This is a genomic window from Janthinobacterium sp. ROICE36, from assembly GCF_002869965.1.
GTDB lineage: Bacteria > Pseudomonadota > Gammaproteobacteria > Burkholderiales > Burkholderiaceae_D > Janthinobacterium.
In genome coordinates this window covers 1-13,571 of record NZ_PEBS01000102.1, presented here as the reverse complement: position 1 = coordinate 13,571, position 13,571 = coordinate 1, and the positions used below count along the sequence as shown (strand labels likewise).

5 protein-coding genes and 1 riboswitch are annotated in these 13,571 nt (G+C 63.8%); of the genes, 2 read left to right on the top strand and 3 right to left on the bottom strand.

The annotated features are described in order from the left end of the window. Positions 1-90: 90 nt before the first annotated feature. Together CSZ94_RS25230 and CSZ94_RS25225 are read right to left on the bottom strand one after the other, a co-directional pair. Positions 91-594 carry a hypothetical protein gene (locus CSZ94_RS25230; RefSeq protein WP_180977625.1) on the bottom strand — a complete coding sequence of 168 codons (504 nt, stop codon included), beginning with the start codon at positions 592-594 and terminating at the stop codon, positions 91-93. A 189-nt stretch (positions 595-783) separates the two neighbouring features. Further along, positions 784-1,281, bottom strand: a complete 498-nt coding sequence (locus CSZ94_RS25225) for an Lrp/AsnC family transcriptional regulator (protein ID WP_102124036.1) — start codon at positions 1,279-1,281, stop codon at positions 784-786. A gap of 168 nt (positions 1,282-1,449) precedes the next feature. Here CSZ94_RS25225 and CSZ94_RS25220 point away from each other — a divergent pair, with 168 nt between their 5' ends. Further along, on the top strand, positions 1,450-3,489 hold the full coding sequence (locus CSZ94_RS25220) for an aminotransferase class V-fold PLP-dependent enzyme (protein ID WP_102124035.1): 2,040 nt from the start codon (positions 1,450-1,452) through the stop codon (positions 3,487-3,489). A 343-nt stretch (positions 3,490-3,832) separates the two neighbouring features. Beyond that, the gene (locus CSZ94_RS25215) at positions 3,833-12,523 is read left to right on the top strand and encodes a GH36-type glycosyl hydrolase domain-containing protein (protein WP_441326568.1); all 8,691 of its coding nucleotides are present in this window, start codon (positions 3,833-3,835) and stop codon (positions 12,521-12,523) included. A 106-nt stretch (positions 12,524-12,629) separates the two neighbouring features. On the opposite strand, the gene CSZ94_RS25210 is transcribed toward CSZ94_RS25215, so the two are convergent. Further along, positions 12,630-13,205 (bottom strand): TMEM165/GDT1 family protein, encoded by a 576-nt coding sequence (locus CSZ94_RS25210; RefSeq protein ID WP_102124034.1) that lies wholly within the window; start codon positions 13,203-13,205, stop codon positions 12,630-12,632. Between the two features lie 21 nt (positions 13,206-13,226). Next, positions 13,227-13,398, bottom strand: a riboswitch (yybP-ykoY riboswitch). Positions 13,399-13,571: the final 173 nt, after the last annotated feature.

Here is a 13,571-nt window from a genome sequence, read left to right as displayed (position 1 = left end):
GAGAGATCGGTTCGTTTGCCATTTACGCGTCCAAATACCGAGAGTAAACGCCTTTCTCAACGTGTTTACAAGCAATATTTCACCCTATCGTCACTCCGAGCACCTACCCTTCATGCAATCGCCCTGGATATCGAGCGTATAGGCCTTGTCACCGGCCAGCAAGCTATAAAACCACTGGTCGGCCGCCTGGTTCTTGTCCAGGGTGCGCAGCAAGCCATCCGTGGTGAAGTAGTTGCCCGTGCTGGCGGAAGCCCAGTTGATCGAGGCAGCCTTGTTCTTTTCCTTGACGACGGTGGCGTAGCGCTGGAAGGCGGCAATGCCGCTGTCGGGCAAGCCAGCGTCTTCCCAGTCTTGCAGGTAAACATCGTTGGCCATGGTCTGCACCACGGACAGGGGCTGGCTGATCTGGCGCAGCACGTCGTTGCGGATCTCGCCCACCTGGGCCGGCAACTCCTGGCTGACGACGCGCTCGCGCACGTAGTCGCTGCTCATGCGCACGCTGAGGAAGGACGAGATCGCCATGAAGAGCAGCAGGCACAAGCCCATGCTGAACAGGAGTTTTTTCTGGATCGAGAGGCGGCGGAGCAGAGACATGGAGGACCTTGGACGATGGCCTGCACAATGGGCAGAAAAACGGGCAGGCAAGCGGCCAGTATACCGGCCGCGCTGCGCGTTCCGCCGCACCATTGCTGCTTTCACGTCATTTATGTTGCGATGCAGCAACGTGAAAAACAGGCAATCATGCCGATTTTTCATGCCTTGTGATGCGTGCCGGAAAATGCATCAGGCAGGCAAGCCGTGCGCGATCAATTCCAGCGGCAATTCTGTGCTGCACTTGATTTGCTCCATGGAAAAGGCGGACGATACGCCCGTCAGTTGCACGGCCTTGATGAGCTTTTTATAGAAGGTATCGTAACCCTTGATGTCGGTGGTGACGACTTTCAGCAGGTAGTCGATGTCGCCGCTCATACGGTGAAATTCCTGTACCTCGGGCAAGACAATGACGGCGGCGGCAAAGCGGCGCAGCCATTTTTCATCGTGCTGTCCCGTGCGCACGCTGACGAAGACGGTCACGGGCAAGCCCACTTTTTGCCGGTTGACGATGGCCACGCGACTCTCGATATATCCCTCTTCTTCCAGGCGCTTGACGCGTTTCCAGCAGGGCGTGCTGGACAAGCCGATCTTTTCACTGAGGGCGGCGATCGACAAGGTGCCATCCTGCTGCAGGGCGGCGAGGATGGCGCAGTCGAATTTGTCGAGCGATATGTTTGGTGAATTCATTTCGTAATTTTCTATTTTATGGCATGTATATGCCACATATTAACTCGTTTGCAGTGTCTTTTGGCATATATTCACGATAGCGTGCCGGTAAACTATCCATATGTTCCAGCCGCCTGCGCTGTGCTTTTTTTAGCTGCGCCCTTTTTATAGAATACTCAGACTGCCATCATGAAAGAAATCTACCTCGACAGCAATGCCACCACTTGCGTGCTGCCCGCCGCCGTTTCCGCCGCCCGGCAAGCGATGGAGCAGGGCTATGGCAATCCCAGCAGCACTCACGCCACGGGATTGCAGGCCAAGGCCATGATGGATGGCGTACGCCAGCGCGCCAGCCGCTTGCTGGGCGTCGGCGATGGCCGATTGATGTTCAATAGCGGCGCTACCGAAGGCATCCAGACGGCCGTGCTGTCGGCCTTGTGCGCGCTGCGCGAGCGGCGCGCTGCAGGCAAGCACATCGGCAGCTTGCTGCTGTATGGCGCGACCGAGCACAAGGCCGTGCCGGAAAGCCTGGCGCACTGGAACCGCCTGCTGGGCCTGAACCTGGAAGTGCGCCAGTTGCCCGTCGATGCGCAGGGGCGCCACGATCTGCAGGCACTCGATGCGCTGATCGGCGAGGCGGCCATGCTGTGCACGATGGCGGCCAACAATGAAACGGGCGTCATCAGCGATTTGTCCGCCATCGCGCAACTGCTGCAGGAACGCGGTGCCGACGCCTACTGGATGGTCGATTGCGTGCAGGCGCTGGGCAAGCTGAAACTGAACCTGGCCGCCACGCGCATCGATTACGCGCCGTTTTCCGGTCACAAGCTGTATGCGCCCAAGGGCATCGGCATGCTATACGTGCGCGCCGGCGCCCCGTTTACGCCCTTGATGATGGGCGGCGGCCAGGAAGCGGGCCTGCGCTCGGGCACGGAGAACATGGCCGGCATCGCCGCCCTGGGCGCCGTGCTGGCGGCACTCGAGGATGGCAAGACCTTCCGCAGCCACGCCGACCTGGCCGCTTTCCGCGCGCAGCTGGTGGCCAGCCTGGAGCGCGTTTTCCCCGGCATCGTTTTCAATATGCCGTTTCCGTTGTCGTTACCGACCACGCTCAATTTTTCCGTGCCGGGCCTGTCGTCGAAGGAATTGCTGGACCTGTTCGATGCGGCGCGCGTGCGCGTCAGCTCGGGCAGCGCCTGTTCCGCCGCCAAGGCGCTCCCCAGCTATGTGCTGGAAGCCATGCACGTACCGCAATGGCGTGCCAGCTCGGCCATTCGTCTGTCGTTCGGCCCCCTGATTGACGCAGCGACGATAGACGCCGCCTGCGCGCGCATCGAGCGTTGCGGCGAGGCCTTGCGCAACAGCTGTTTGCTGCCGTCGGCGCTGGCGCCATCGCCGCAGGACGGCGCGCAGGAGGGCATAATCCAGCTGAGCGTGGATGGCCGGTGCACCTGGCTGCTCAGCGACGCTGCCAGCGCCAGTTGTGTCGTCATCGATCCCGTCGCCGCGCTCGTGCCGCGCCTGGCCGCCTTCATCCGCTGCCAGCACCTGGCCTTGCGCGCCATCGTGCACACGGCAGCGCCCGTCGACCATGGCGCGGCGCGCCTGGCGTTGCTGCAGGAACTCGCTATCGAACAGCTGGGTCGCGTCGATATCGATGGTGTGCTGGAGCTGGGCCAGCAGCGCCTGCGCCGGATCGAGTGCGGCGAAACTCACGTGTATCTGCTGGGGCAGCGCTTCGCTTTTATCGGCACCCTGGCGCCCGGGGCGCTGACGCCCTTGCTGGAGGCGGCGCTGCTGACGCCGGACACCGTGCTGTGCGCCGCCCTCGATGACGGCAGCCTCTGCAGCACCGTGCGTACGCTGCAGGACGGCCTCGTGCCGTCCGCCGAACTGCCGCTCGATGCGGCCGGCCTGCCCGCCTTCCTGCGCCAGCATCCCGACGCCATCCTCGTCGACGTGCGCGAGGCGTATGAACACGCGGCCTGCGCTGGCACGGTGTTCGAGGGCTGCGCCGTGTACAGCGTGCCGCTGAGCCGCCTGGCAGCACAGGTGGCAGCATGGCTACAGCAGCCACAGCGCCCCCTGGTCTTTTTCTGCCGCAGCGGCAACCGCAGTGCGCGCGCCGCCGCCTGTCTGCGCCGCCAGGGCCATGCTGCGGCATGGCAACTCACGGGCGGCATGGCGATGGCAGAGGCGACGCGCCAGCCGCTGGCCATCGCCGCCTGAGGGGCTTGCTCTTTTCTTCTTGACATATTGCACCGTGCCATCATCGGCACGGTGCGCGTAGCGTATTTTCTCCCGTTCATTTCCTGTCGGCATTATTCCACCCTTCAACGCGCTGATTTTTTGAGCAAAGAGACCCTAATACCTCGGGTATGTACGCTAGCGCACGGTCTTGCGCACAGGGCGCACCTACGATGAAGTTCAGAAAATCTCCCCATATCCCGGGATTCGTCGCAACGCTCCGGCGCTACGCTTTCCGTCTTCGCCAGTGTTCGATCGTGTTTTTCCAGACTGGGCTGGCGTGACGGTGGCCGCTGGGTGCCTGCGCGCACCTAGCGAGGCCAAGTTGAAAGAGTACACCGCAGTAGTCACGCAGCAGATCAAGGAACAGATTTCCAAATTCAAGGAAATCTTCCGTGACCATCCCCTTGCACTGGACAGTTTCGACGCTGCGCGCGACGATGCCTTGCCCCTGCGCTCCGAGTTATTCAGCGCCATGCAGATGGCAGCCCACGGCAAGCATGTGGCCGCCGGCCAGGCGGTGGGACGGCATCATGGCCGCGATCGCCTGCTGGCGCGCCTGGCCGACAATGCGGCGCTGATCACGGCCACCGTCAACGAACTGACGGCCACCGTCAAGAGCGGGCGTCAGGTCACGCCTGCCTCGGAGTGGCTGCTGGATAATTTTTACCTGATCGAAGAGCAGATCCGCACCACGCGGCGCCACTTGCCGAAGAACTACAGCAAGGAGCTGCCACGGCTGACGTCAGGCGTGGACGCGGGCTGTCCGCGCGTGTATAAAATTGCGCTGGAAATCATCTCGCATGGCGATGGCCGGGTCGACCTGGAAAATCTGTGCCATTTCATCGAGGCTTACCAGGATGTCGCGACCCTGACCCTGGGCGAATTGTGGGCCGTGCCCATCATGCTGCGCCTGGCCCTGATCGAAAACCTGCGCCGTGTTGCCGTGCGTGTGGCCGATGACCGCATGCAGCGCGACCTGGCCAATACCTGGGCCGACCAGATGACGGACATCGCCGAGCGTAATCCCAGCGGCTTGATCTTGCTGGTAGCCGACATGGCGCGCTCGAATCCGCCGATGACCAGCGCCTTCGTGGCCGAATTGTCGCGCCGCCTGCAGGGACAAAGTTCGTCGCTGACCCTGGCCCTGTCGTGGCTGACGCACAAGCTGGCCGAATCGGGCCTCACCATCGAGCAGCAGATCCAGTCCGAGATCGGGCAGCAGGCGGCCGACCAGGTGTCGATCGCCAACAGCATCGGCAGCCTGCGTTTTCTGGGCACCATGGATTGGCAGGAATTCGTCGAGACCATGAGCGTCGTCGAGCAAACCTTGCGTCTGGACCCGGCTGGCACCTATGGCTTGATGGATTTTGCCACGCGCGACAGCTACCGCCACGTCATCGAGCGCATCGCCAGGCGCAGCACGCGCAGCGAAGTGGAAGTGGCCGAGATGGTGGTGCAACTGACGCACACGCACGGCAACGACAATGATGCGCGCCGTGGCCATATCGGCTTTTATCTGGTGGGACGCGGCGTGCTGGTGCTGGAAAAGCATGCCGGCGCGAAGCTGCCCTTCATCGAGGCGCTGCAGCATACGGCGCGGGCCGCGCCGCTGGCCGTCTACCTCGGCGCCATCTGCTTCCTGACCCTGGCCACCAGCGCGCTGTTGCTGGAACGCGCGGTGCGCCACGGCGTGCAGGGCTGGCTGCTGGCGGCGCTGGGCGCGCTGGCGCTACTGGGCAGCAGCCAGCTATCCGTGGCCGTGGTGAACTGGCTGGCGACCCTGATGACGTCGCCGCACCCCTTGCCGCGCATGGATTACCAGGCCGGCATTCCGTCGGACGGGCGCGGCATCGTCGTGGTGCCGACCCTGATCTACAGCGAGGAAAACGTGGCCGCCCTGTGCGAGGCACTGGAAGTGCGCTACCTGTCCAACCGCGATCCGAATCTGCGCTTTTGCCTGCTGACCGACTTTGTCGATGCAGAAGCGCAAACGATGCCCGGCGACGAGGCCTTGCTGCGTCAGGCGCAGCATACCATCCGTGGCTTGAACGACAAATACAGCGTGGAGGGCAGCGAGTTCAAGGAAAACGGCGACCCTGCCGAACGCGATGAGCTGGGCCATGTGGGGCCGTTCCTGCTGCTGCATCGCCCGCGCCTGTGGAATTCGCAGCAGAATGCGTGGATGGGGCAGGAGCGCAAGCGCGGTAAATTATCCGACCTGCACGCGTTTTTGCGCGGCGGCGCGCGCGACAGATTCTCGCTCGTGGAAGGCGAGTTGCGCGGCTTGCGCACGATCAAATATGTGATCACGCTCGACACCGATACGCAGCTGCCGCGCGACGCGGCGCGCGACTTCATCGCCACCATGATGCACCCGCTGAACCGCCCCGTACTGGACGCGTCCGGCACGCGCGTGGTGGCCGGTTACGGCATTTTGCAGCCGCGCGTGGCCGTGGCGCTGCCCAGCGCGAATGCCTCGCGCTACGAGCTGCTGTGCGGTGGCGAACCGGGCATCGATCCCTACACGCGCACCGTCTCCGACCTGTACCAGGACGTGTTTTATGAAGGCTCCTTCATCGGCAAGGGCATCTATGACCTCGACATGTTCGAGCGCGTGCTGGGGCAGCGCCTGCCCGACAATAAAATCCTCAGCCACGATTTGCTGGAAGGCTGCTACCTGCGCGCCGGTCTGCTCAGCGACTCGCAACTGTATGAGGAATACCCGGCCCGTTACGATGCCGACATCAGCCGGCGCCAGCGCTGGATACGCGGCGACTGGCAGCTGATCGGCTGGTTGCTGGGTCGCGTGCCGGGCCGCGCCGGCAAGCGCGAACGCAATCCCCTGTCGATGCTGTCGCGCTGGAAGCTGTTCGACAACCTGCGCCGCAGCATCGTGGCACCGGCTACCACCTTGTCCCTGCTGCTGGTATGGGGTTTCCTGCCGCACGTGGTTTTCTGGAGCGTGGCGGTGCTGGCCATCATCTTCCTGCCGCCCGTCTTTTCCGCACTGTACGATCTGTTGCGCAAACCGCGCGACACCCTGTGGCGCCAGCATCTGGCCGCGTTCGAGCGGCGCTGCGGCGTGCAGTTTTCGCATGCCATGCTGACTCTCGTCTTCCTGCCCTATGAGGCCTGGATCAGCCTGGACGCCATCGCTCGCACCCTGTGGCGTTTGGGCGTGTCGCACAAGCATTTGCTCGACTGGCGCGCCTCGAACCTGCATACGTCTTCCGGCTCGCAGACAGACAGCTGGCGCGCGATGTGGTGCTCGCCAGCGCTGGCACTGGCCACCTTTGCTGCCTTGCTGCACTGGCGCCCGGCAGCGTTGCCGGCGGCCGCCGTGGTGCTGCTGCTATGGCTGGCCGCGCCCGCCATCGCCTGGTGGATCAGCCGCCCCATCGAACGGGCCGTGGCGCGCCTGTCGGCCGAGCAGGGGCGTTTCCTGCATGGCGTGGCGCGCAAGACCTGGGCGTATTTCGATACCTTCGTCGGACCGGACGATCACTGGCTGCCGCCCGATAACATGCAGGAGCATCCGAACCTGGTGGTGGCGCACCGCACCTCGCCGACGAATATCGGCCTGGCGCTGTTGGCCAACCTGACGGCCTACGACTTCGGCTATCTCACCATGGGCCAGCTGATCGAGCGCAGCCGTGCCACCTTGCGCAGCATGGGGGAACTGGAGCGCTTCCAGGGCCATTTCTATAACTGGTACGACACGCAAACGCTCAAGGCGCTGCAGCCCATGTATATCTCGACGGTCGACAGCGGCAACCTGGCGGGCCATCTGCTGACCTTGCAGCCCGGCCTGGTGGAACTGTATGACGCTCCCATCATGGGTCCGCAAATTGTGGACGGCATCCGCACGACGGCGCAGGTACTGCAGGAGTTCATTGCCGCCGAAGGCGAAGGCAAGGAGGTGCGCGCGTCGCTGGCACTGCTGCAGATGCCGGCCGCGCCGGCCAGCCTGCCAGAATGGCATGCCTACCTGAGTGCAGCGAATGACGCGGTCGACGCGCTGCTGTTGCTGACCCTGCAAAGCGAGGATGGCGAGCTGTCCATGTGGAGCGGCGCGCTGGCGTGTCAGTGCCGCGCGGCGCTGGCCGAATTGCTGCAACTGGCGCCGTGGGCGGCGCAGGCCGGCCTCGATGCGGCGTGGCTGCGCGTGCCGACCCTGCGCGAACTGGCCAATCTGGAGGCGTCGGAAGACATGCCTTCCGAGCTGGCAACATGGCTGGCGCAAGGCCGCGAGCAGGCGGGCCGCTACATGCGCGACATCGCCCATGCGGCGGGCCAGGCACGCGACTTCGCGCAGATCGAATACGCGTTTCTGTACAACCCGTCGACCAAATTGCTGGCCATCGGTTACAACGTCAGCGAACGACGCCTGGACCCCAGCTACTACGACTTGCTCGCTTCCGAAGTGCGCCTGGCCAGCTTCATCGCCATCGCCCAGGGCCAGCTACCGCAGGAGCACTGGTTCGCGCTGGGCCGCCAGCTCTGCATGGTGGCCGGCCAGCCCGTACTGCTGTCGTGGAGCGGCTCGATGTTCGAGTACCTGATGCCGTTGCTGGTGATGCCGAATTATCCGAACACCCTGCTCGACCAGACATACCACTCCGTCATCGAGGCGCAGATCGACTATGGTCGCCAGCGCGACGTGCCGTGGGGGATTTCCGAATCCGGCTACAACACGGTCGATGCCAGCCTGAATTACCAGTACCGCGCCTTTGGCGTGCCTGGCCTGGGCCTGAAACGGGGCCTGGCCGACGACCTGGTGGTGGCGCCGTATGCCAGCATGATGGGCCTGATGGTGCAGCCGGAAGCGTCGTGCCAGAACCTGCAGCGCATGCAGGCGGCCGGCTACATGGGGCGTTACGGATTTTTTGAAGCCATCGACTTCACCACGGCGCGCCTGCCGCGCGGGCAGAGCAGCGCCGTCATCCGCTCGTTCATGGTGCATCACCAGGGCATGGGCTTCCTGGCCCTCAGCTACCTGCTGCATGACCGCCCCATGCAGCGCCGTTTCGAGTCCGATCCGCTGTTGCAATCGGCCTTGCTGGTACTACAGGAACGTACGCCGCAGGCAGGTGCGTTTTACTCGAACACGGCCGAACTGGCAGTGCTGCGCAGCGGCGCGCCCGAACAGGCCATGCCGATGCGCATCCTCACGCAGGCCAACAGCGCCGTACCGGAAACGCAGCTGTTGTCGAATGGCCGCTACCACGTCATGGTGAGCAATGCGGGCGGCAGCTACAGTCGCTGGAAAGACCTGTCCGTGACGCGCTGGCGCGAAGACTGCACGCGCGACAACTGGGGCAACTTCTGCTACCTGCGCGACCTCGACGACGGTGCCGTCTGGTCCACCACGTATCAACCGACCCTGGTCGAACCAAAGAAATACGAGGTGATTTTTTCCGAGGGACGCGCGGAATTTCGCCGTGCCGACCATGGCCTCGACCTGTACACGGAAATCGTCGTCTCGCCCGAGGACGACATCGAAATCCGGCGCACGCGCATCAGCAATAATTCGAACCGCCAGCGGCGCATCGAGATTACCAGCTTTGCCGAAGTGGTGATGGCGCCGGCGGCGGCCGATGCGGCCCATCCCGCATTCAGCAAGCTGTTCGTGCAGACGGAAATCCTGGCGCATGAAAAGGCGATTTTATGCACGCGCCGTCCCCGCTCGAAGGAAGAGCAGATGCCGTGGCTGCTGCATGTGATGACCGTGCACGATATCGAACGCTACGAAGTATCGTTCGAGACGGACCGCGCGCGCTTCATCGGCCGCGGCAATACGGCGCAGCTGCCGCAGGCGCTGCAGGAGAGTGGTCCGCTCGGTGGCGGCCACGGTTCCGTGCTCGACCCCATCGTGGCCATCCGCTACATCATCACGCTCGAACCCGACCAGGCGGTGACGGTCGACAGCGTCACCGGCATGGCCGAGCAGCGCGAGGCGGCGCTGCACCTGATCGACAAATACCAGGACCGCCATCTGGCCGACCGCGTGTTCGAACTGGCCTGGACGCACAGCCAGGTGGTGTTGCGTCAGTTGAATGCCAGCGAAGCCGATGCGCAGCTGTATGCGCGCCTGGCCAATGCCGTGATCTATCCGAATGCGGCCTTGCGCGCCGAGGCCGGCATCCTGATCAAGAACCAGCGTGGCCAGTCCGGCCTGTGGGCGTATGCCATCTCGGGCGACCTGCCCATCGTGCTGCTGCAGATACGCGACGCGGCCAATATCGAACTGGCGCGCCAGATGGTGCAGGCGCATGCCTACTGGCGCCTGAAAGGGCTGGTGGTGGACCTGGTGATCTGGTACGAGGAGCAATCGGGCTACCGCCAGCTGCTGCACGACCAGATCATGGGCCTGATCGCCTCGGGCATCGATGCGCAGGCGATCGACCGCCCGGGCGGCATCTTCGTGCGCCTGGCCGAGCAGATTGCCAATGAAGACCGCATCTTGCTGCAATCGGTGGCACGCGCCATCATCAGCGACTTGCGCGGCACCCTGGCCGAGCAGGTCAAGCGCCCGCCCAGCCCCGTGCTGCGCATGCCGCCGCTGCTGCAGGACCCGGTCCGCGAACATGGCGGCGTGCCTCACCATGCGCAAGCGCGCGAATTGATCCTGGAAAATGGCCTGGGCGGCTTTACGCCCGACGGGCGCGAATACGTGATCACCACGGGAGAGGGCAGGCAGACGCCGGCGCCATGGTCGAACGTGCTGGCCAATGCGCAATTCGGCACGGTGGTTTCCGAGGCCGGCCAGGCGTATACGTGGAGCGAGAATGCGCATGAATTCCGTTTGACGCCATGGCAGAACGACCCCGTGTGCGACTTGTCCGGCGAAGCGTTTTACGTGCGCGACGAGCAGAGTGGCCAGTTCTGGTCGCCGTCGGCCCTGCCGGCGCGCGGCAGCGGCGACTACGTGACGCGCCACGGCTTTGGTTACAGCATTTTTGAACACAGCGAGGGTGGCATCGCCACCGAATTGTGCACCTATGTGGCGTTGGATGCGGCCGTCAAATATTCGGTGATCAAGGTACGCAACGACAGCGGCGTGCCACGCCGCCTGTCCGTCACTGGCTACGTGGAATGGGTGCTGGCCGACCTGCGCGCCAAGTCCGGCATGCACGTGGCGACCGAAGTCGACACGATCAGCGGCGCGCTGTTTGCGCGCAATAACTACAACACGGAGTTTTCGGGCAGGGTCGGATTTTTCAACACCGATGCCAGCATCCGATCGATTACCTGCGACCGCAATGAATTCATCGGCCGCAACGGCAGCCTGGCACGGCCGGCCGCCCTGCGCCGCGTGCGCCTGTCCGGCAAGGCGGGCACGGGGCTGGACCCATGCGCAGCGATCCAGGTGCCGTTTGAACTGCAGCCGGGGCAGGAGCGTGAAATCGTCTTCCTCCTCGGCGTGGGCGGGCGCCGCAATGCCGACGCCAGCACCATGGTGCAGCGCCATGCGGGCAAGGATGCGGCCCGCATGGCGCTCGACGCGGTACGCGCACACTGGGAAAGCACCCTGGGCGCCGTGCGCATCGAAACACCCGACCCGTCGTTGGACGTGATCGCCAATGGCTGGCTGATGTACCAGACCATCGCCTGTCGTTTGTGGGCGCGCAGCGGCTATTACCAGTCGGGCGGCGCGTATGGTTTTCGCGACCAGCTGCAAGATGCGATGGCCATGATCCACACGGCGCCGCAACTGCTGCGCGGCCACTTGCTGCTGTGCGCGGCGCACCAGTTTGTGGAAGGCGACGTACAGCACTGGTGGCATCCGCCGTCGGACCGGGGCGTGCGCACGCATTGCTCCGACGATTACCTGTGGCTGCCGCTGGCCGCTTGCCGCTATGTGATCGCCACGGGCGACGTCAACGTGCTGTCCGAAGTGGCGCCCTTTATTGAAGGGCGCGCCGTCAAGCCGGAGGAAGACTCGTATTACGACCTGCCGGTGCGTTCGGGCGAGTCGGCCGACCTGTACGAGCACTGCGTGCGCGCCATCCGCCATGGCTTGCGCCTGGGCGTGCATGGCTTGCCCCTGATGGGCTCCTGCGACTGGAACGACGGCATGGACAAGGTGGGCGAACACGGCAAGGGCGAGAGCGTGTGGCTGGCTTTCTTCCTGTACGAAGTGCTGCAGCGCTTCGCCGACGTGGCCGTGCTGCGCGGCGATGCGGCGTTCGCCCAGTTCTGCCGCGACGAAGCCGTCAAGCTGGCGGCCAACGTCGAGGAGCATGCCTGGGATGGCGAGTGGTACCGGCGCGCCTACTTCGACGATGGCACGCCATTGGGATCGCATACGAACGAGGAATGCCAGATCGATTCGATTTCGCAAAGCTGGGGCGTGCTGTCGGGCGCGGCCAACAAGGAGCGCGTGGCCGGCGCCATGCGCCAAGTCGATGCGCGCCTGGTGCGGCGCGATTCCGGCGTGATCCAGTTGCTCGATCCGCCGTTCGACAAATCCAGCCTCAATCCCGGCTATATCCGCGGTTATGTGCCGGGAGTGCGGGAGAACGGCGGTCAGTACACGCATGCGGCTATCTGGACGGCGATGGCGTTTGCCCACATGGGCGATGGCGAAAAGGCGTGGGAACTGCTGCGCATGATCAACCCCGTGGGCCATGGCGTTGACGCGCAAGCGGTGGCACGCTACAAGGTGGAACCGTATGTGGTGACGGCCGACGTGTATGCCGTGGCGCCGCACGTGGGGCGCGGCGGCTGGAGCTGGTACACGGGATCGTCGGGCTGGCTGTACCGGCTGATCGTCGAATCCCTGCTCGGCTTGACGCGCGAAGCGAACATGCTGCGCCTGCTGCCGACCATGCCTGCCGAATGGGACCGCTTCAAGCTGCATTACCGCTTCGGTGCCAGCAGCTATGCCATCACGGTGGAAAAGGCACAGGGGCGGCCTGCAGGACTGTCGCTCGATGGCGTGGCGCAGGAGGGCAACAGCATCGCCCTGCGTGACGAGGGCCGCGAGTATGCGGTGCTATTGCTGGTGTAGTCTTGCCCGCGTCGCAAGAAAGCGCGCTGACCGTTCAGGATCAGCGCGCCGGTATGCATGTCGCCGACATTGTCATGATGAGCATGAGTAGCGTAAATGTGATGCGTCAGAAGCCCAAAGCCGCGCCCGCGCCCAGCAGGGTTGCCACGCCCAGCACGGCAAAGAACAGCGCCGCGATGCCGTGCACCAGGCGCAGCGACACGCGGTTGGCGATCTTGTCACCCAGGTACACGGCCGGCACGTTGGCCAGCATCATGCCGAAGGTGGTGCCCAGCACGACGGAAACAATGTCGTGGTAGCGCGCCGCCAGCGCCACGGTCGCCACCTGTGTCTTGTCGCCCATTTCCGCCATGAAGAAGGCGATCAGGGTGGTCAGGAAGACGCCATACTTGGCCAGCCTGGTTTCGTCTTCATCGAGCTTGTCGGGAATCAGGGTCCAGGCGGCCATCGCCAGGAATGACACGCCCAGTACCCAGCGCAGCACGTCAGGTCCCAGCATGCTGGTGATCCAGGCGCCGACGGCGGCGGCAAATGTGTGGTTGGCGATGGTGGCGACGAAAATGGCCAGTACGATGGGCAAGGGCTTGCGCAATTTGGCAGCCAGCAAAAAGGCCAGGAGTTGGGTTTTGTCGCCGATTTCAGCGAGACCGACGATGCCGGTGGAGATGAGGAATGCTTCCATGAGATTGCAAGAGGTACGCGGGCCGGACGAATTAACCAATGATCCAGGGGCGACTCCGGCCCATGCGGCCGCCCTGGATCAATGGTCTCGTCAAGTTTTGCAACCACCTGCACCATGGCCTGTGGGCCAATTATGTTGATACAGGTTCCTGCGGCATGACCGCAGGACGACTACTCCCCAATGTTCGAGGCGGATCATACGCCAATGCCTGCCCCGGCGCCAGTGCCGCCGGGGCGCGACCAGGGCGATTGCATGAAGCATCAGGTCGGCAAGCCCAAGACCTTGGCGAGATAGTCGGCATTCCAGCCAGCTTTTAAGCGTTTGGTAGCGATGCCGGCCTTGGTTGTCTTTTCGTTTTTCAGTAAA

Excerpts from the sequence above, each read along its gene's own strand:
- CSZ94_RS25230 (WP_180977625.1), bottom strand. The coding sequence starts at position 594 with ATGTCTCTGCTCCGCCGCCTCTCGATCCAGAAAAAACTCCTGTTCAGC.
- CSZ94_RS25225 (WP_102124036.1), bottom strand. The coding sequence starts at position 1,281 with ATGAATTCACCAAACATATCGCTCGACAAATTCGACTGCGCCATCCTC.
- CSZ94_RS25220 (WP_102124035.1), top strand. The coding sequence starts at position 1,450 with ATGAAAGAAATCTACCTCGACAGCAATGCCACCACTTGCGTGCTGCCC.
- CSZ94_RS25210 (WP_102124034.1), bottom strand. The coding sequence starts at position 13,205 with ATGGAAGCATTCCTCATCTCCACCGGCATCGTCGGTCTCGCTGAAATC.